Origin of the sequence: Burkholderia sp. 4NA327C6 (genome assembly GCF_005502655.1) — a bacterium.
GTDB lineage: Bacteria > Pseudomonadota > Gammaproteobacteria > Burkholderiales > Burkholderiaceae > Burkholderia > Burkholderia contaminans.
The window spans coordinates 13,514-31,504 of sequence record NZ_SCNZ01000044.1 but is presented as its reverse complement, the minus strand read 5'-3'; the positions used below and the strand labels follow the sequence as shown (position 1 = coordinate 31,504).

The window sequence follows — 17,991 nt, the reverse complement described above, 5'->3', positions numbered from 1 at the left end:
GACGAGCCGATGAACCCGCGACGACTGAAACGGATGATGGCGGTGGCGGCGCTCGGCGCGGCGGCCCTGCTCGGCCGCCCGGCGCTGCCGGCGGACGCGCTGCGGCCGGACGTGGCGAAACCGTTGGCGGCCGCGCAGGAGCTGTACCGGGCGCACAAGTATCGCGACGCGCTGGGCAAGATCGCCCAGGCGGCCGCCGTGCCGAACCGGACGCCGTACGAAACCACCGTGGTGGAAGAAATGCGCGGCGCGGCAGCGATGGCAGCCGGCGACTCGGGCACGGCCGCACAAGCCTACGAGAGCGTGCTGAACTCCGGCCGGCTGTCGGGCGAAGACGAGCAGCGGACCACGGCGGCGCTGGCCGGCATCTACTTCCAGCAGAAGAACTACCCGCTGGCGATCCGCGTCGCACAGCGCTACCTGAAGGCGGGTGGCTCGGATCCGGAAATGCGCACGCTGCTCACGCAGTCTTACTACCTGTCGAACGATTGCGCACCGCTCGTGAGCCAGTTGAAAGCGAGCACCGACGCGCAGGCGAATGGCGGACACGCACCGGATGAAGGGCAGTTGCAGATGCTGGCGAGCTGCGCGCAGAAAGTGAAGGACGGCAACGCATATCGCAGTGCGCTCGGACTGCTGGTGGCGTATCACCCGAGCCCCGCGTACTGGGACGAAATGGTCACGGCCATTCGCGGCAACCCCGGGTATCTACCGTCGCTCGACCTCGACATCTACCGGTTGCGACGGGCGACGGGCTCGCTCTCGACCGCCGGCGCATACATGGAAATGACGCAGCTCGCGCTGGTCGCGGGCTCGGCCGCCGAAGGCAAGCAGGTGATCGACCAGGGGTTCGCGTCCGGCGTACTCGGCAAGGACGCGCAGGCGGATCGCGAGAAGCGGCTGCAGACGCTCGCGGCGAAGCGCGCGCAATCGGGCGCAGACGCCACGACGCCGGCCGCGCCGATCGACGCGGGCATGAACCTCGTCTTCGAGGGCCATGCGCAGCAGGGGCTGTCGATGATGGAGCAGGCGATCGCGAAGGGCGGGCTCGAGCATCCCGATGCGGCGCGGCTGCGGCTCGGCGAGGCGTATTACGTGGCCGGCCAGAAGGCGCGTGCGGTCCAGGTGCTGCGCACGGTCAAGGGCACCGACGGTTCCGGTGATCTGGCACGGCTCTGGACGGTGGTGGCCTCACGGTAACGCAACGGAAGGACACGGCCGCGCGCCACGCCAGCGGCCGGAAAGCGGTGTGCCGCCGCGATCGCACCGATGCACGACGAGCAGGTAAGCCGATGGAAAGGGGCAATCTTGTTAATTAGTAAACCGAATGAAATGAGCACGCGCTGCGAGGCCGCACGACGCCGGTGCGCTGCCGCACCGCGCGTGGCTTGCACGTCGCGGCAGCGTGCGGCGGGGGATCGCGCCGGGCCGGCTGCATCACGGCATCGGTCGAGGCTTGACGACATCAAACCGATTTCGACTGAGAGGGACCGTCTTTCCATGGCTTTGCCCCCTGATGAGTCGGTGCTCGTCGCCGTGTCGCTCGGCAACAAGATCCGGGCGCTGCGCCAGCGCCTGAAACTCACGCTCGACGAAACGTCGACGATCGCCGGCATTTCGAAGCCGTTCCTGTCGCAGGTCGAGCGCGGGCGGGCGACGCCGTCGATCACGTCGCTGGTGCGGATCGCGAAGGCGCTGGGCGTGACGATGCAGTACTTCATCGACACGCCGACGGAAGCGCGCTCGGTATGCCGCGGCAACGCGCTGCAGTATTTCCAGTTCACGAACTCGGCCAGCCGGTTCGCCAGGCTGACGAACCCGGTGGACAGTCGCAAGCTCGACGCGATTCTCGTCCGGATGCCGGCGGGGCAACTGCCGTCCGAGATGACGACGCATGCCGGCGAGGAGTTCGTCTACGTGTTGCGCGGGCAGTTGGCGCTGACGCTGGAGGATTGCACGTTCACGCTGAACGAGGGCGATACCGCGCATTACGAATCGACGATGCCGCATGCGTGGCGCAATACGGCCGACGAAGAGGCGGTGATCGTCTGGGTCGGTACGCCCAGGCTGTTCTAGCGAAGGCGGCCGGCAGGAAGGAGAAGTACCCGATCGACGGCAGAAGCGGGCGCGGTACGGCGCGCACACGGGTTCGCGTTGTACGGAACCCGCTGCCCGTCGAATCGGGAAGAAGCAGGCAATGCGCTCAATGTAGGTGTTTAGCATGTCGAATCAAAATAGAAAAAGACGGTGACGCTGGATGGTGCGGGTGACCCGAGGCCGATCCGTTCGAGTCGTGGCAGTCGAAAGCGTGGCAATCGCGGGTTCCGGTACACGGGCACCCAGGACGCGCAAGGAATTCACAAGGTTCCGGCGCACAGCAGGTGGGGTCTTACTACGAGCGAGAGGGAACAAAATGAAGCAGAGAGTGTTGGCGTTGGCCATCAAGAGGATAGTCTGGGCGGAACTCGCGCTGACGGCCGTACTGGCGCCGCCGGCGTTCGCCCAGAGCCAGCCGGCGCCGGGCGCCGTCGCGATCGCGGATGCGGTCGCGAGCGGCGCGCCCGTGACCGTTGCACAGGCGGGCGGCACGGCGGGTGCTGCCGCAAGCACCGCAGCGCCCGCGGCGCCTGATGCGTCGGCCGACGCGACGCCTGCCGCACCCGCCGCGGACGGGCAGGGCAAGGTCGCGCAGATCAAGCGGTTCGAAGTGACGGGCTCGCTGATCCGGCAAGCCGACAAAACGGGCTTCCAGCAGGTGCAGACGATCACGCCGAAGGAAATCCAGGCCAGCGGCGCGGTGACCGTCGCCGACTTCCTGCGCGATGCGGCAGCCAACTCGGCGAACAGCTGGGGCGAAGGGCAGTCGGGCAACTTCGCGGCGGGCGCGGCCGGCATTGCACTGCGCGGCCTCTCGGAGAAGTACACGCTCGTGCTGGTCGACGGCCAGCGCGTCGCGCCGTATGCATTCTTCTCGAACAGCGTCGATTCGTTCTTCGACCTCAACACGATCCCGCTCAACGACATCGAGCGGATCGAAATCGTGAAGACGGGCGCCGTGTCGCAGTACGGTTCGGACGCGATCGGCGGTGTCGTCAACATCATCACGAAACACAATTTCCGCGGGCTGCAGCTCGACGGCAGCCTCGGCAGCGCGATCAACGCCGGCAACGGCGACGGCACGATGAAGTTCGGCGTGCTCGGCGGCTTCGGCGACCTGAACGCCGACCGCTTCAACGTGACGGCCGCGCTCAGCTACTACAAGTCGAACGGCTTCACGCTGGCCGACCGCGATTCCACGCGCAACCAGGACTTCACGGGCAAGCCGGGCGGCTTCTCGCTGCTCGCGCCGTCCTACTGGAACATGCCCGACGGCAGTGCGCAGGCGCTGAGCGGCGGCTGCCCGTTCGGCGGCTCGGTTCGTCCGGCCGCGTCGAATTCGCTGTCGGCCGGGTTGCCGGGCACCGTCTGCGGGTACAACACGGCGGAAAGCACGTCGATCCTGCCGATGACCGAGCGCCTGAACGCGAAGCTCCATGGTGACTTCAAGATCGACGACAAGACGACCGCGTTCGCCGACTTCATGGAGAGCTACAACACGACCACGACCAATGACGGCCTGTGGAACAACGTGATCGGCAACTCGCAGAACCCGGCGCTCGTCTGGAATCCGCAGACGAAGCTGCTGTCGCCGTTCAACTACACGGTGCCGGCCAGCAACCCGTACAACACGACGGGCGCGGCCACGCCGCTCACCTATGCGTTTCCGAACACGGTCGCGCAAAAGACCTGGGCCAACTACTGGCGGGCGGCCGCCGGCATCAAGGGGTCGTTCACGCTGCCGTACGGCGACTGGGACTGGGCGACGTCGGTCAGCCATTCGCAGAGCACGGTGTCGAACGTGTTCACGAACCAGCTGAACGTGAATGCGCTGAACAACATCTACCAGAACGGCACGCTGAATTTCGCGAACCCGGCCGCGACGCCGAACGCGTTCAACGGCCTCTATCAGGAGGCGAACAACCTCGGCATCTCGAAGCTCGACACGATCGACGCGACGCTGTCGACGCCGAACCTGTTCCATCTGCCGGCCGGCGACGTCGGCATCGGCTTCGGCGCGCAGTTCACGCACCAGAGCGAAACGCTGACGCCGGGTTCCGAGTACCTGAGCGGGGCCGTCATCACACCGGACCTCGAGACGGTGGATGGCCAGCGCAACGTCGCGGCCATCTATTACCAGATCAACATACCGATCATCGAGAACCTGACGTTCAGCCAGGCAGGCCGCTACGATCACTACACCGACGTGGGCGGCGCTTTCTCGCCGCGCTTCGCGTTGCGGTACCAGCCGATCAAGGCGCTCACGTTGTATACGTCGTACAACCGCGGCTTCCGCGCGCCGACCTTCGTCGAGGACAGCAAGTCGCAGACGCTCGGCATCCAGGTCGATCCGGCCACCGGCCAGAACTACACGTCGATCACCGTCGGCAACCCGAACCTCGCGCCGGAGCGCACGCGCAACCTCAATATCGGCTTCCAGGTCTCGCCGAGCCGTTACACCGACCTCGGCTTCGACTGGTACAAGATCCGCATCGACAACGTGATCGGCCAGGGCAAGCCGTCGCAGGTCGTGACCGACCCGACGACCGGCCAGCTGCTGTACAAGGTGATTCCGTACCAGAACCTCGGCTACCTCGACACGAACGGCTTCGAAGGCACGTTCCGCCAGGGCCTGCCGCTGAAGGGCTGGGGCACGCTTACGCTGTCGGGCGACTGGGCCTACGTCAACAGCTACAAGATCGGCTTCCCGGGCGCCGCACCGGTCAACGGCGCGGGCAACAACTTCACGATCACGCAGCCGTTCGGCGGCAGCTTCCCGCGCTGGCGCGGCAACACGACGCTGGACTGGAACTACCGGAAGTTCGATGCGGCGCTGACGTGGCAGTTCACGGGCCCGTACGCGCAGAACCTGATGCCCGAGCCGAGCAAGGTCGGTTCGTACAGCCAGTTCAACCTGATGGTGACGTACACGGGCTTCAAGAACTGGACGATCTACGGCGGCATCGACAACCTCTTCAACCGCACGCCGCCGTACGACCCGATCTTCGCGAACGGCACGCTGAGCCAGAGCGGGTACGACACGTCGGTGTACTCGTACATCGGCCGGTTCGCGCAGGTCGGCGCGACGTACAAGTTCTGATGGCGGTCGCGATGCACTGACAGGTTTTGGACAGGCCGCTCCACGTCCACTACCCCCTTTTCGGGGCGGCCTTTTTTCACCTGGCACCACGACGGCCCGCAACCGGGGCGCGCGGCGGTGCAGTTCATCCGATCGTGACAGCACGAACCATCCGCGGGACGCGGCCGTACGCGGCGTCCGGCACGGGCATCGATTGCGCGCAGGCTTCACACCCGCACGCTTCCGGACAGACTGACCATGAGACTGTTGAATGGGCGACGGGCACGCGTGCCGCGCCACTCGCACCTGACGCGCACGCACGGGCGGATGCGTACCGCCACGCGCGCCGCGCTGCTCGCGTGCGCCGTGTGGCTCGTGTCGGGCGGCGTCATGCCGCAGGCCGCGCTCGCGGTGCCGGCGATTTCGCAATACGACCACCCGAAGTATCCGCCGGGCTTCACGCATTTCGACTACGCGAATGCGGACGCACCCGACAGCGGCACGCTCCAGTTCGAAAACTACGATGAAGCGCAGAGCTACGATTCGCTGAACCCGTTCCTCGTGCGCGGCTCGCCCGCACCGGACATCAAGAACCTGATGTTCGACACGCTGATGCAGCGCAGCTGGGACGAGCTCGCATCCGAATACGCACTGATCGCCGACGACGTCGACATCGCGCCCGACGGGCTGTCGGCGACGTTCCGCATCAACCCGGCCGCACGCTTCTCGAACGGCGACCCGATCACCGCGGCCGACGTCAAATATTCGTTCGACACGCTGACGAGCCCGCAGGCGTCGCCGCTGTACAACGCGCAGTTCGCGATCATCAAGCGCGCGGTGGTGGTCGACGGCCACACGGTGCGCTTCGAATTCAAGCACGCGGAGCGCGACGCCGCGCTGATCGCGGGCGACCTGCCGGTGTTCTCGCCGAAATGGGGGCAGCGCGCGGACGGCACGCGACCGCCGTTCGACCAGATCGCGAACGTGCCGCCGATCGCGAGCGGCGCGTACCTGATCGACCAGCGCAGGAACGACAAGCAGATCAGCTACGTGCGCAACCCGCACTACTGGGCAGCGAACCTGCCGTCGCGACGCGGCATGTTCCGCTTCGCGCATGTGTCGTTCAAGCTGTACCTGGATCAATACACGGCGCTCGAAGCGTTCAAGGCCGGCGACATCGACGCGCGCATGGAATACAGCGCGACGCAGTGGGCGCGCAAGTACGTCGGCAAGAATTTCCGCAACGGCATGCTGAAGCGCGGCGAGTTTCCCGACGGCCCCGCGCAGATGCAGGGCTTCCTGATGAACATGCGCAAGCCGATGTTCCAGGACGTGCGGGTGAGGCACGCGCTCGCGCTGGCGTTCGATTTCGACTGGATGAGCCGGATGATGTTCTACGGGCAGTATCGCCGCACCAACAGCTTCTGGGAGGCGAGCCCGTTCGCGGCATCGGGCATGCCGAGCGACAAGGAACTTGCGCTGCTCGAACCGTTCCGTTCGACGCTGCCGCCCGAGGTGTTCGGTCCGATGGTGCGGCAGCCGTCGACGCTGCCGCCGAACTCGCTGCGCGCGAACCTGAAGGAGGCGCGCGACCTGCTCGCGCAGGCCGGCTGGCATTACCGCGACGGCGCACTGCGCGACGCGAACGGCACGCCAATGACGATCGAGATCATCGACGACCAGCCCGGCATGGACCGCCTGATCCTGCCGTACACGCAGGCACTCGCGATGCTCGGCATCCAGGCCTACCTGCACGAGATCGACAGCGCGCTCTACCTGAAGCGCCTCGACAATTTCGAGTACGACATGACGACGTACATCTACCTGCCCGTGACGATTCCGGGCGCGGAGCTCACGCGCCGCTTCGGCAGTGCGGCCGCGTCGCAGCCGGGCTCCGAGAACTATCCTGGCGTGAAGTCGAAGGCGGTCGATGCGCTGATCCGTGCGGCGCTCGCAGCCGACACGCTCGACGATCTCGAGACGGCCACGCACGCGCTCGACCGCGTGCTGATCAACCTGTACGCGCTGATCCCGCAGTACTACCTGCCGAATGCGCGGATCGCGTACAAGGCGACGCTCGGCCATCCGTCGATCGTGCCGGACTCCTATCAATACGAGGACTGGATCATCGACTACTGGTACGTGAAGCAACCGGCGGCGAAACCCGCGCCGGCCGCCTGACGGAGGAACGACGATGCTGGCATACATACTCAGGCGATTGCTGCTGATGATCCCGACGCTGATCGGCGTGGTGACGATCACGTTCGCGGTCACGCAGTTCGTGCCGGGTGGCCCGGTCGAACAGGTGCTCGCGCAGTTGCGCCACGGCAGCGCGCGCGGCGGGGAGGCGGGCGGCGCAGGCGGCTACCACGGCAGCCAGGGCGTCGACCCGCAGCAGATCGAGCAGATCCGCAAGCAGTTCGGCTTCGACAAGCCGCCGCTCGAACGCTACGTGCTGATGCTGAAAAGCTATGCGACGTTCGACCTCGGCCAGTCCTATTTCGCGCACCGCAGCGTTTGGGCGGTGATCCGCTCGAAGCTGCCGGTGTCGATCACGCTCGGGATGTGGACGGTAATCCTCACGTACATGGTGTCGGTGCCGCTCGGCATCGCGAAGGCGGTGCGCAACGGGTCGCGGTTCGACACCGTGACGAGCGTGCTGGTGCTGGCCGGCTACGCGGTGCCGGGCTTCGTGCTCGGCGTGCTGCTGCTGATGCTGTTCGGCGGCGGCACGTTCTGGCAGGTGTTCCCGATGCGCGGGCTCACGTCCGACAACTTCGACGACCTGACGCTGATCGGCAAGGCGCTCGACTATCTGTGGCACATCGTGATGCCGGTGACGGCGTCGGTCATCGGCAACTTTGCGATCGTCACGATCCTGACCAAGAACACGTTCCTCGAGGAAATCGGCCGACAGTACGTGCTGACCGCGCGCGCGAAGGGCGCGCCGGAGCGCGACGTGCTGTGGAAACACGTGCTGCGCAATGCGGCGATCCCGCTGCTCACCGGGCTGCCGGCCGCATTCGTCGGCGCGTTCCTGAACGGCAACCTGCTGATCGAGACGCTGTTCTCGCTCGACGGCATGGGGCAACTGTCGTACGACTCGGTGATCCGCCGCGACTATCCGGTCGTGCTCGGCTCGCTGTTCCTGTTCACGCTGATCGGCCTGCTGACCAAACTCATCGCGGATATCTGCTATGTCCTCGTCGACCCCCGTATCCAGTTCAACCGCCTGGACCACTGACCCGGCGTGCGCCGCGTGCGCGGCGTCGCCGTCGCCGTGGCGGCGCACGTGGCTGCGCTTTCGCGCGCAGCCGCTCGGCTACTGGAGCCTCGTGATCTTCGCGGTGCTGTTCGCGCTCAGCCTCGGTGCGAACCTGCTGTCGAACGACCGGCCGCTGATCGTGCGCTACGACGGGCACTATTACTTCCCGATCGTGAAGGACTATCCGGAGACGGCGTTCGGCGGCGACTTTCCCGCGATGACGAATTATCTCGACCCGTATATCCGCACGAAGATCGAGTCGCACGGCAACTTCGCGGTCTATCCGCCGAACCGGTATCGCTACGACACGATCGACTATTTCGCGTCGCGGCCGTATCCGGCGCCGCCGTCGTCGAGCAACTGGCTCGGCACCGACCAGTTCGGGCGCGACGTGTTCGCGCGGCTGCTGTACGGGTTCCGGCTGTCGGTGCTGATGGCGTTCGCGCTGACGGTATCGGGCGTGCTGGTCGGCGTGCTGACGGGCGCGTTGCAAGGCTTCTACGGCGGCCGCACCGATCTGGTCGGGCAGCGCCTGATCGAGATCTGGAGCGCGCTGCCGGACCTGTACCTGCTGATCATTTTCGCGTCGATCTTCACGCCGTCGCTGTGGCTGCTGTTCATCCTGCTGTCGATGTTCGGCTGGCTCGTGCTGTCCGACTACGTGCGCGCCGAATTCCTGCGCAACCGGGCGCTCGACTACGTGAAAGCGGCGCGCACGATGGGGCTGACCAACGCGCAGATCATGTGGCGCCACGTGCTGCCGAACAGCCTCACGCCGGTGATCACGTTCCTGCCGTTCCGGATGAGCGCGGCGATCCTGTCGCTGACGAGCCTCGATTTCCTCGGCCTCGGCGTGCCGCCGCCGACCCCGAGCCTCGGCGAGCTGCTTCAGGAAGGCAAGAACAACCTGGATGCGTGGTGGATCTCGATCTCGGCGTTCGCGGCGCTGGTGGTGACGCTGCTGCTGCTCACCTTCATGGGCGATGCGCTGCGCAACGCGCTCGACACGCGCACGCGCGGTTCGGCATTCGGCGGAGGGCGGTGATGACGATTCCGTTGCTGCAGATCGACGGGTTTTCCGCGCATTTCGGCGCGAACGCGGCCGTACAGGACCTCAGCCTGTCGATCGGCCGCGGCGAGCGCGTGGCGCTCGTCGGCGAATCGGGGTCGGGCAAGAGCGTGACGGCACTGTCGATCCTGCGGCTCGCGCAGCAGGCGACGCTGTCGGGGCGGATGCTGTTCGACGGCGAGGATCTGCTCGCGAAAACGGAGCAGCAGATGCGCGGGATTCGCGGCGCCGACATCGCGATGGTGTTCCAGGAGCCGATGACCGCGCTCAATCCGCTGTATACGATCGGCAAGCAGATCGCCGAGAGCCTGCGGCTGCACGAGGGGCTGCGCCCGGGTGATGCGCGCGAGCGCGGGATCGCGCTGCTGCGGCGCACCGGGATTCCGGAGCCGGAGCGGCGCATCGACAGCTTCCCGCATCAGCTGTCGGGCGGGCAGCGGCAACGCGCGATGATCGCGATGGCGCTGGCGTGCCGGCCGCGCTTGCTGCTGGCAGACGAGCCGACCACCGCGCTCGACGTGACGGTGCGCCAGCAGATCGTCGACCTGCTGATCGAGCTGCAGGAGCAGGAGGCCGCCGCGCGCGGGATGGCCGTACTGCTGATCACGCACGACCTGAACCTCGTGCAGCGCTTCGCGCAGCGCGTGGCCGTGATGGAGAAGGGCGTGCTGGTGGAGACCAACACGACTGCCGCGTTGTTCGCGGCGCCGCAGCATCCGTATACGCGCCGGCTGCTCGACAGCGCGCCGCAACGGGCGGTCGAGCCGGTTGCTGACGACGCGCAGACGATCCTCGACGTGCAGCACCTTGCCGTCGACTACCGCATCGCGGCAAAGGGCTGGCGCTCGGTGCTCGGCAAGACGACGTTCCGCGCCGTGCACGACGTGCAGCTGAGCCTGAAGCGCGGCGAAACGCTCGGGATCGTCGGCGAGTCGGGCTCGGGAAAATCGACGCTCGCGTCGGCCGTGCTCGGCCTGCAGCGGCCGGCATCGGGCGGGATCGAGATCGACGGGATGCCGCTGGCGTCGCTGCGCACGACGCAGGGCCGGCGCACGCTGTACGGGCGCATGCAGGTGGTGTTCCAGGATCCGTTCGGCTCGCTGTCGCCGCGCATGACGGTCGAGCAGATCGTCGGCGAGGGGCTGGGCGTGCACCGGCCGCAGGTGGCCGGCGACGCGCGGCGGGCGCGGATCGCCGCGCTGCTGCAGGAGGTGGGCCTGCCGCCCGAGGCGATGCTGCGCTATCCGCACGAGTTTTCCGGCGGGCAGCGGCAGCGGATCGCGATCGCGCGGGCGCTGGCGGTGGAGCCGGAACTGCTGGTGCTCGACGAGCCGACGAGCGCGCTCGACGTGTCGATCCAGAAGCAGGTGCTGAATCTGCTGACGAATCTCCAAAAGAAGTACAAACTCAGCTACCTGTTCATCACGCACGATCTGGCGGTGATGCGCGCGATGGCCCACCGGGTCATCGTGATGAAGGCAGGGCGCGTGGTCGAGGAGGGCGAGACGCTCGACGTGCTGCACGCGCCATCCCATCCGTATACGCGGGCGCTGCTCGCGTCGTCCATGCCGGCGCCGGTGCGCGGCCCGCAGGAGAGGCAAGAGAGAACCGATGATTGACGAGAACCGGGCGCCGGGCGCCCGAGCCGTGCAGGCGGCGCAGGCGCTGCGCAGCGACGCCGATTTCTGGTCGCTGCGCATCGTCGACGAGACGATCGACGAACACGCGGTGCGCAACGACGTCGCGCAGCCGTTTTCGCGCACGCGCGAACGCGGTGCGATGCTGACGGCCTGGGCCGGCCCGGGCGCGGGTTATGCGGCGACGCCCGACCTGTCGCCGGCCGGGCTGCAGGCGGCGCTCGACATCGCAACCGCGCGGGCCCGGGCCAGCGCGCCGTGGGCGCTGGTCGATCATCGCCAGGCCGCGCGTCCGCAGGCGAGCGGCACCTATGCGTCGCCCGATGTCGACGCGGCGCTGCCGTCGCGCGCGGAATGGATCGAGCGTCTCGCGCACGAATGCGCGGCGGCGAACCTCGGCGCGCGTATCGTCGAGCGTTCGGCGAGCGTGATGATCGTGCACACCGAGCAGTGTTATGTGACGAGCGACGGCGTGCGGATCGACCAGCGCTTCCGCTTCCTGATGCCCGAGCTGCAGGCCGTCGCGCATGGCGACGGCGACACGCAGACGCGCTCGCTCGGTCAGTCGGGCACGCTCGCGCAGGGCGGTATCGACGTGCTGGCGCGCTACGGCTTCGACGGCGCCGGCGTTCGCGTTGCCGATGAAGCGCTGCAGTTGCTCGCCGCGCCGAACTGCCCGACCGGCCGGCGCGACCTGCTGCTGATGCCGGACCAGATGATGCTGCAGATCCACGAGTCGATCGGTCATCCGCTCGAACTCGACCGGATTCTCGGCGACGAGCGCAACTTCGCCGGATCGAGCTTCGTCAGGCCGGAGATGGTCGGCCACTATCAATATGGCTCGCCGCTGCTGAACGTCACGTTCGATCCGGAGCCGACGGCCGAAGCCGCGTCCTACGCGTTCGACGACGACGGCACGCCCGCGCGCAAGCAGTACCTGATCCGCAACGGCGTGCTCGAACGATTGCTCGGCGGGGCGCTATCGCAGCAGCGCGCGGGCTTGCCTGGCGTGGCCAACTCGCGCGCGTCGAGCTGGAACCGCGCGCCGATCGACCGGATGGCGAACCTGAACGTCGAGCCCGGCGACCAGCCGCTCGAGGCGCTGATCGCGGGCACGGAGCACGGGATCCTGATGCGCACCAACACGTCCTGGTCGATCGACGACCACCGCAACAAATTCCAGTTCGGCTGCGAATTCGGGCAACTGATCGAGAACGGCCGGCTCACGCAGGTCGTCAAGCGCCCGAACTACCGTGGCATCTCGGCGCAGTTCTGGCGCAGCCTGCGCGCGGTCGGCGATGCGAGCACGTTCGGCATCTACGGCACGCCGTACTGCGGGAAGGGCGAGCCCGCGCAGATCATCCGTGTCGGCCATGCCGCGCCCGCCTGCGTGTTCGCCGGCGTCGACGTATTCGGAGGCGCGTGATGACGGGATTCGATCCGATGGCACGCCACGCCGGAATCGACTGGCACGCGCATTTCGCCCGGCTCGCCGATGACGCGCAACGGCTGGCCGCGCCGGCCGAAACCGTGCTGCTCGGCTTCTCCGGCGAAACGTCCGACTTCATTCGTTTCAATGGCGGCAGGATTCGCCAGACCGGGCGTGTCACGCAGGGGCGGCTGTCCGTGCGGCTCATCGACGGCGCGCGGCAGGCGCACTCGGCACTGACTGTCTGCGGCGATCCGGCGGCCGACCTGCGCGAGCTGGCCGACGCGCTCGCCGTGCTGCGCGACGGCCTGCGCGATGCGCAGGACGATCCGCACCTGCTGTTCGATACCTCGTCGTGGGTGCAGGAAACGCGCCGCACCGGGCGCCTGCCGAATGCGGACGGGCTCGCGCGTATCGTGGCCGAATGCGCGCGCGGGCTCGACTTCGTCGGCTTTTATGCGGGCGGCACGCTGGCGCGCGGCTTCGCGTCGTCGACCGGCAGCCGCGGCTGGTACGAGGTCGAGAATTTCAACTTCAGTTGGTCGCTGTACGACCCGAGCGGCCGCGCGATCAAGACCGTCCATGCGGGCGACGACTGGCGCGATGCGGCATTCGCGGCGAAGGTGGATGCGGCCGCCGCGCGGCTGCCCGTGCTCGGCCGCGCGCCGAAGGCGCTTGCGCCCGGGCGCTACCGCACGTATTTCGCGCCGGACGCCATTCACGAGATGACGAGCCTGCTCGGCTGGAGCGGCTTTTCGGCGCGCGCGGTGGCAAGCGCCCGCAGCCCGCTGCATCGCCTGTACGCCGGCGAGGTCGCGCTCGATCCGCGCGTGTCGATCACCGAGGATTTCACGCTGGGCATCGCACCGGCGTTCAACGCGGACGGCTACCGGCGCGACAGCGTGCCGCTCGTCGTCGAAGGGCGGGGCGCCGGGCAGCTCGTCTGCGCACGCACCGCGCGCGAGCAAGGGCGCACGCCGAACGGCGCGGACAACGGCGAATCGCCGCAGTCGCTGACGATCGCCGGCGGTACGCTCGCCGATGCCGACGTGCTGGCCGCGCTCGACACGGGGCTCTACGTCGGCAACCTCTGGTACCTGAACTTCTCCGACCCGATCGCATGCCGGATGACGGGGATGACGCGGTTCGCGACGTTCTGGGTCGAAGGCGGGCGCATCGTCGCGCCGGTCGACGCGATGCGGTTCGACGACAGCTTCTACCGGCTGTTCGGGTCGGAGCTCGAGCAGCTCGGCGCGGCGCCGGCGCTGCTCGCGAGCGACGACACGTACGGCGAGCGCGCCACCGGAGGCGCGCAGCTGCCGGGGCTGCTCGCGCGTTCGTTCGAGCTCACGCTGTAGCGCGTTCGCCTCCACTCGCAGATGCCGTCATTCTTCATCGACCGTCCCGTCTTTGCGTGGATCGTCGCGCTCGCGATCGTCGTCGCGGGCGTGCTGGCCATTCCGCAGTTGCCGATCGCGCAGTATCCGCGCCTGGCGCCGCCGCGGGTCGTGATCACCGCGTCCTATCCGGGCGCGTCGACCGAGACGGTCGATGCCGACGTCGGCAGCATCATCGAGGAAAGCCTCGACGGCGCCGACGGGCTGCTGTACTACGAGACGAGCAGCGACGGCCACGGCAACCTCGAGATCGACGTGACGTTCGCGCCGAGCACCGATCCGGACATCGCGCTCGTCGACGTCAACAACCGGTTGAAGCAGGTCGAGCCGCGGCTGCCGCAGCAGGTCGTCCAGCAGGGGATCGGCGTGTTCAAGGCGGCGAACACGTTCCTGATGCTCGTCACGCTGACGTCGACCGACGGCACGCGCGATTCCGCGCAGCTCGGCGATTACCTGAACCGTTACGTGCTGCGCGAGCTGAAGCGCGCGCCGGGGGTGGGCGCGGCCGAGCTGTGGGATGCCGACGAGGCGCTGCGGGTCTGGCTCGATCCCGTCAGGTTGCGCGAATACGATCTCGGCGCCGACGACGTGATCACGGCGATCAGCGCGCAGAACGCGACGGTCACGGCCGGTGCGATCGGCGATGCGCCGTTCGTGCGCGGCCAGCAGCTCACCGCGACGGTCGTGGTCAAGGGGCAGCTGACGTCGCCCGAGGAATTCGGCCGGATCGTGCTGAAGTCGAAACAGGACGGCTCGGTGGTGCGCGTGGCCGACGTCGCGCGCGTCGAGATCGGCCGTGACGACTATTCGTTCTATTCGCGGCTGAACGGCCGGCCGGCCGCGACGGTCGGCATCCAGCTCGGCCCGCGCGGCAACGCGCTCGAAACGTCGACGGCGATCCGCGCGCGGCTCGCCGAGCTGTCGCGGACGCTGCCGCCGGGCGTTGCCGTCGAGATTCCGTTCGACGGTGCGCATTTCGTCAAGATCGCGATCCACGAAGTCGTGCTGACGCTCGTCGAGGCTGTCGTGCTGGTGTTCTGCGTGATGTGGCTGTTCCTGCGCGACCTGCGCTACACGCTGGTGCCGACCGTCGTGATTCCGGTCACGCTGATGGGCGCGTTCGTCGCGATGTGGGCGTTCGGGCTGTCGATCAACGTGTTCACGATGTTCGGCCTCGTGCTGGCGATCGGCATCCTGGTCGACGATGCGATCGTCGTCGTCGAGAGCGTGCACCGCGTGATGGAGGAGGGCGTGTCGCCGCGCGACGCCACGCGCCGGGCCATGAAGCGGATCGGCGGGGCGATCGTCGGCGTGACCGCGGTGCTGACCGCCGTGTTCGTGCCGATGGCGTTTTTCCCGGGCAGCGTCGGCGGCATCTACCGGCAGTTCGCGGTCGCGATGATCGCGTCGATGCTGGTGTCGTCGTTCATGGCGCTGTCGCTCACGCCCGCGCTGTGCGCGAACCTGCTGAAGCCGGTTGCGCGACACGACGGCGGCGCCGGCCGTGCGCGGCGACGCGGCATCGGCGCGCGTCTGGCCGACCGGTTCGGTGCGGCCTTCGCGCGTGCCGAAACCGGTTATCGTCGCGTTGCCGTGTTTGCGGTGCGCCGCACCGGCCTGGTCGTGGCTGTCTATGCGGCGCTCGTGATCGGGTGCGGGCTGCTGTACTGGATGATGCCGGGCGGCTTCCTGCCCACCGAGGACCAGGGGCAACTGCAGGTGATGATCCAGTTGCCGGCCGGCGCCACGCAGGCGCGCACGCTCGCGGTCGTCGAGCGGGTGGAGGCCATCATGCGCGGGGAGCCGGCGATTGCGAACGTGACGAGCGTGATCGGCTGGAGTTTCGTCGGCAGTGGGCAGAACGTCGGCATGGCGTTCGTGGAACTGAAGGACTGGGCGAAACGCGACGTCGATGCGATGGCGTTGCGCGACCGGCTCAACGGGCGGTTCGGTGCGATCCTCGACGGCGACGTCGAGGCGGCGCTGCCGCCTTCGGTGCGAGGCATCGGGCATTCGGACGGCTTCACGTTCCGGCTCGAGGATCGCGGCGGGGTCGGGCTCGATGCGTTGAAGGCGGCCCGCGAGCAGCTCGCCGAGCGCGCGAAGGCGAGCCCGTTGCTCTCGGCCGTGCATTTCGAAGACCTGCCGGACGCGCCGCGGATCGAGCTCGATGTCGATCGCGCGAAGGCGTATGCGCTCGGCGTGCCGTTCGAGCGGATCGCGGGGCTGCTGGGCGGCACGTTCGGCTCGAACTACATCAACGACTTTCCGGCATCGGGCCGGATGCGGCGGGTGATCATCGAGGCCGATCCGGTCGCACGCGCGACCGATACGCAACTGATGGCGCTGACCGTGCCGAACCGCACCGGCGACATGGTGCCGCTGTCGGCCATCGCCGCGCCGCACTGGACGATCGGGCCGGTGATGCTGAACCGGTACAACGGCTATCCGTCGCTCGACATCAGCGGCCGCGCGGCGACCGGCACGAGTTCGGGCGCGGCGATGGTGGAGATGGAGCGGCTTGCCGCTGCGCTGCCGGCCGGGATCGGCTTCGACTGGGTCGATGCGGCGCGCGAGGAGCAGGTCGCCGCGCGGCAGACGCCGCTGCTCGTCGGGCTGTCGGTGCTCGCGGTTTTCATGGCGCTGGCCGCGCTGTACGAAAGCTGGACGATTCCGCTGTCCGTGCTGACGATCGTGCCGCTCGGCATGATCGGCGCAATCGCGGCGGCGCTCGCGCGCGGCATGCCGAACGACGTGTACTTCAAGGTCGGGATGATTACCGTGGTCGGGCTGGCCGCGAAGAACGCGATCCTGATCGTGCAGTACGCGCGTGACCTGGCCGTGCACGGCGTGCCGTTGCGGCAGGCGGTGGTCGACGCGGCCGCTGCGCGATTCCGGCCGATCGTGATGACGTCGATGGCGTTCCTGCTGGGCGTCGTGCCGCTGGTGCTGGCGACGGGCGCGGGTGCGGAAAGCCGGCGGTCGATCGGCACGGGCGCGTTCGGCGGTGTGCTGGCGGCGACGGTGTTGGGGCTCGTGTTCGCGCCGGTGGCGTTTCGGGTCGTGGCGTCGGCTGGGCGACGGGGCCGGCGGGTGGCGGTGGCGAAGCGGGATGATCGGCAGGCGGAGACGGTGGGGGAGTGAGGTCGCTTATAAATGCGGTTGCCGTGCAAACGGCTTACACATATTTCAATTCAAAGAGACGAATTCAGACCATGTCCTATGTTCTGTATTACTCGCCCGGCGCGGCAAGCATGGCCGTGCACTGGATGCTGATCGAACTCGGCGTGCCGTTCGACACGCGCCTCGTCGATATCGACACCGGGGCGCAGCATTCGCCGGAGTACCTGCGGTTGAATCCCGCGGGCCGAGTGCCGACGCTGGTCGTCGATGGCAAACCGCGGACCGAATCTGCCGCGCTGCTGATGCTGCTCGCCGAACGTCATCCGGAGCCGCGCCTGGCTCCGCATCCGGGCTCGCCTGAACGTGCCGAGTGGTTCGAGATGATGATCTATCTCGCCAATTCCGTCTTGCCGGCGATGCGAAACTGGTTCTATGCGGAGACGGATGGCGATCCGCGGTGCGCTGACATGGTGAAGGCTTTTTCGCAGGGGCAAGTCGAGGCGTCGATGGCGCATCTCGACGATCTGCTATCCGATGGCCGTTCGTATTTGATCAACGACCGGTTGAGCACGGTCGACTTCCTGGCGCTGATGCTCATGCGCTGGACACGCAACATGCCGCGCCCGGCGACGACTTGGCCGAATCTGACGCGCTATATCCACGCGCTTCGCGCGATGCCGACATTCATTGAATTAAACGCGCGCGAAGGACTGACGGAGTGGATGAATCCGGTTTCATGAGCGTTTCGAAGGCGCTCGAAAGTGCGGCAGCGGTCGGTTGAGGCTGCTTGCCGCTAGGTTTGGCGCTGGAATATCGTATTTGACATAATCAACATTATCGACAGTTTTGGTTGTAAGAGCAAAGTTGAAATGTCGTAGCTCGAGGGATTCGGCGC

Annotated in this window: 11 protein-coding genes; all 11 read left to right on the top strand. The window is 67.4% G+C overall.

Annotated elements, in window-relative coordinates:
* Positions 1 to 9 precede the first annotated feature (9 nt).
* The 11 genes from FFS49_RS32205 (at position 10) to FFS49_RS32155 (ending at position 17,836) form a co-directional block, all read left to right on the top strand.
* A complete protein-coding gene (locus FFS49_RS32205) occupies positions 10 to 1,200 on the top strand; it encodes a tetratricopeptide repeat protein (RefSeq protein WP_039357995.1) in 1,191 nt (396 codons plus the stop codon).
* 300 nt (positions 1,201 to 1,500) lie between these two features.
* Positions 1,501 to 2,076, top strand: coding sequence for an XRE family transcriptional regulator (locus FFS49_RS32200; RefSeq protein ID WP_039357998.1), 576 nt, complete (start codon positions 1,501 to 1,503; stop codon positions 2,074 to 2,076).
* Between the two features lie 337 nt (positions 2,077 to 2,413).
* Positions 2,414 to 5,197, top strand: coding sequence for a TonB-dependent receptor (locus FFS49_RS32195; RefSeq protein WP_046543496.1), 2,784 nt, complete (start codon positions 2,414 to 2,416; stop codon positions 5,195 to 5,197).
* Positions 5,198 to 5,434: 237 nt separating this feature from the next.
* Positions 5,435 to 7,357: an extracellular solute-binding protein gene (locus FFS49_RS32190; protein WP_105816620.1), complete on the top strand. Its 1,923-nt coding sequence runs from the start codon at positions 5,435 to 5,437 to the stop codon at positions 7,355 to 7,357.
* A gap of 13 nt (positions 7,358 to 7,370) precedes the next feature.
* A complete protein-coding gene (locus FFS49_RS32185; protein ID WP_105816619.1) occupies positions 7,371 to 8,420 on the top strand; it encodes an ABC transporter permease subunit in 1,050 nt (349 codons plus the stop codon).
* On the top strand, positions 8,374 to 9,486 hold the full coding sequence (locus tag FFS49_RS32180) for an ABC transporter permease (protein WP_071334520.1): 1,113 nt from the start codon (positions 8,374 to 8,376) through the stop codon (positions 9,484 to 9,486). The genes FFS49_RS32185 and FFS49_RS32180 overlap by 47 nt, the downstream gene beginning before the upstream one ends.
* Positions 9,486 to 11,129 carry a dipeptide ABC transporter ATP-binding protein gene (locus FFS49_RS32175; RefSeq protein WP_105816618.1) on the top strand — a complete coding sequence of 548 codons (1,644 nt, stop codon included), beginning with the start codon at positions 9,486 to 9,488 and terminating at the stop codon, positions 11,127 to 11,129. Before FFS49_RS32180 ends, FFS49_RS32175 begins: the two co-directional genes overlap by 1 nt.
* Entirely contained in the window at positions 11,122 to 12,573 is a 1,452-nt protein-coding gene (locus tag FFS49_RS32170; RefSeq protein ID WP_105816617.1) for a TldD/PmbA family protein, read from the top strand. The genes FFS49_RS32175 and FFS49_RS32170 overlap by 8 nt, the downstream gene beginning before the upstream one ends.
* A complete protein-coding gene (locus tag FFS49_RS32165) occupies positions 12,573 to 13,934 on the top strand; it encodes a metallopeptidase TldD-related protein (protein ID WP_105816616.1) in 1,362 nt (453 codons plus the stop codon). The genes FFS49_RS32170 and FFS49_RS32165 overlap by 1 nt, the downstream gene beginning before the upstream one ends.
* A 21-nt stretch (positions 13,935 to 13,955) precedes the next feature.
* A complete protein-coding gene (locus tag FFS49_RS32160) occupies positions 13,956 to 17,117 on the top strand; it encodes a multidrug efflux RND transporter permease subunit (protein ID WP_105816615.1) in 3,162 nt (1,053 codons plus the stop codon).
* Positions 17,118 to 17,188: 71 nt separating this feature from the next.
* On the top strand, positions 17,189 to 17,836 hold the full coding sequence (locus tag FFS49_RS32155) for a glutathione S-transferase (protein ID WP_105816614.1): 648 nt from the start codon (positions 17,189 to 17,191) through the stop codon (positions 17,834 to 17,836).
* Positions 17,837 to 17,991: the final 155 nt, after the last annotated feature.